At 39.0% G+C, this 1,341-nt stretch carries 2 protein-coding genes; both read right to left on the bottom strand.

From position 1 onward, the window contains the following. Positions 1-49: 49 nt before the first annotated feature. Complete coding sequence (locus PGR14_RS16000; protein WP_055247390.1) at positions 50-964, bottom strand: IS3 family transposase; 915 nt, start codon at positions 962-964, stop codon at positions 50-52. Beyond that, positions 961-1,245 (bottom strand): transposase, encoded by a 285-nt coding sequence (locus tag PGR14_RS15995; RefSeq protein ID WP_055247392.1) that lies wholly within the window; start codon positions 1,243-1,245, stop codon positions 961-963. Before PGR14_RS15995 ends, PGR14_RS16000 begins: the two co-directional genes overlap by 4 nt. Positions 1,246-1,341 lie beyond the last annotated feature (96 nt).

The raw sequence follows: 1,341 nt of genomic DNA, 5'->3' as shown, positions 1-1,341 counted from the left end.
TGGTCCTATGTCAAGATTTAGTACAAGTTAAAATGAGGTTTTCCCCATTTTAACCTGCCATCAGCAATTCGTGTTGTTGCACTCTACGATACAGTTCTTCATAATCATTTGGTGACATATAGTCGCAGTGACTATGAATCCGTTTTGTGTTGTAGAATGCCTCCAGATACTCGAATACCAATCGATATGCATGCCCATAATCGCAGATTTTGAAGCGATTTAACCATTCACGTTTAATCAGTGAATGAAATGATTCAATACAAGCATTATCCCATGGGTAAGCTTTTTTAGAGTAGCTACACTGCATATTTGCAGTAACACGTTTGTATTCATTAGATACATACTGGCTCCCGCGATCCGAGTGTAGAATCAATGGTTCTTCGATTTTTCGTCTTGCCTTAGCTTTATTTATTGTTTCAATCACGCAGGACACTTCCAGTGTATTAGATAGCGTCCAGGCAATGATTTTCCTGGAATATAAATCCATGATACTGGTTAGATAGACGAAGCCATCTATCGTCCAGATATAGGTGATATCAGAACACCAAACAGTATTTGGTCGTTCTGGATTAAACTGTTCATCTAGGATATTTTGAAGTTCGTTACTGAAGTCAGAATCTTTTGTGGTAATTGTCCATGGTTTTACCCATTGAGCCTTGATGCCCATTTGTTTCATATATTGCCCCACGGTACGCTCGGAAATGATTTCTCCTGCTTTACGTAATACTTGAGTAATTTTAGGAGCTCCATAATTCTGTTTAGATTCATCGTAAATATCCTTGATTTTGGCTTTTACTGCTTCACGACGCTTTTCAGCATTAGAAGGAACATGTTTCAGCCATGCATTATAACCAGCACGGGAAACGCCAAGTATTTTCAACATTCCGGAGACAGAAACACGGCGTTTAGCCTTACGGGCTGCTTCTGCCTTCTCAGCAACTTCGAGATAAATGGCTTCTGTCATTTTCCCAGAATGTTGATTGCTTTTTTTAATACATCGAGCGCATCTTGTGTATCACGTAGTTCACGCTTTAAACGTGCGATTTCTTTTGCTTCATCAGAAGCGTAGTTGCCAGAACCACGGTTTTCAATATCTCCTGTTTCGCGCAGTTCTTTTTGCCAGCGAGATAAAGACTGCTGACTGATTCCTAAGTTTAAAGCACAACCCTGCAGTCCTAAATCTCTGTGATCATGATAGTACTGGACTGCATCTATCTTGAATTGTTTATCATAATGCTTTGCCATAATGAGATCCTCCTTCAGTGCGATACATACATAGTGTCATAAAATTAGTAATAAGGAATTCTCATTTTGACTTGTACTATTTATATTCTAGCACCA

This window comes from Coprococcus sp. AF99-45 (assembly GCF_027663865.1).
Classification (GTDB): domain Bacteria; phylum Bacillota; class Clostridia; order Lachnospirales; family Lachnospiraceae; genus Allocoprococcus; species Allocoprococcus comes.
Note: the sequence above shows the minus strand (reverse complement) of the source record. Positions and strands in the feature narration are given on the sequence as shown.

Bases quoted from the DNA above. Each gene is read 5' to 3' on its own strand.
- PGR14_RS15995 (WP_055247392.1), bottom strand. From the start codon at position 1,245: ATGGCAAAGCATTATGATAAACAATTCAAGATAGATGCAGTCCAGTAC.
- PGR14_RS16000 (WP_055247390.1), bottom strand. From the start codon at position 964: ATGACAGAAGCCATTTATCTCGAAGTTGCTGAGAAGGCAGAAGCAGCC.